The sequence below is a fragment of the Vibrio sp. R-1 genome, assembly GCF_035615595.1.
Classification (GTDB): Bacteria; Pseudomonadota; Gammaproteobacteria; order Enterobacterales; family Vibrionaceae; genus Vibrio; species Vibrio cholerae.
Window position 1 is genome coordinate 1 of sequence record NZ_WPDC01000259.1, and the last position, 701, is coordinate 701.

1 protein-coding gene is annotated in these 701 nt (G+C 37.2%); it reads left to right on the forward strand.

All coding sequences use genetic code 11. The annotated features are described in order from the left end of the window. Positions 1–682: hypothetical protein (locus GOU96_RS17975; protein WP_324702108.1), on the forward strand; the 682-nt coding region annotated here is incomplete at its 5' end. Positions 683–701: the final 19 nt, after the last annotated feature.

Consider the following 701-nt stretch of genomic DNA (forward strand, 5'->3'; position numbering starts at 1 on the left):
TTATGAGGTAAAAATGACGAGAGTCGAGTTTTTTCATGCAATAAAAAAGAAAAGGTTAGAGCAACTTTCATTGGAAGAACTTGCTTATGCCCATTTATCTGATAGTAATTTTACGGAGACAAATCATGGTTTACTAACATCGTCATTGTCTACCGTTTTACGAGAAATCAGACATGTTAAATGGCAAACATATGGAAGTTCATTTTTACCATTGTCTGCCGCATTTACGGTTCTAGATCAGCTTGGATATTGCTATCAAAATGCGGAGTTGCCTGAGTTCAGTAATCAGAAAGCAAGCTCAATTAAAAAGTCGCTCTACTATTTTTGTGGTTTTGGTGAAAATGACACTGACACTCAGACTTTGGTTGCTTTGCGAAATTCTTTCCTTCATACGGCTAGCGGTTTATCTAAAGCGCAATTCACTAATCAACCAAATCATATGTTTGTGTTTAACCCAGAAGCTGATGAGTTAATTACTTACCCTACTGAAGTTTGGGATGGTAACTTCGCAAATTTGACTAATGCACACAGCACTTTTGTTAACCAGAAAAAATTGATCGCAATGGTAGAAGAGGCTGTAGAAAAAGCTCAAAGCCTACTATACGCAAAAAAGCTAGTCGTTAGCCTACCGGAAGGGTGTCCAGAGTTTTATTACAGGTTCCTCAAACATATCGAACAATAAATTTAACAAACGCCTCAAG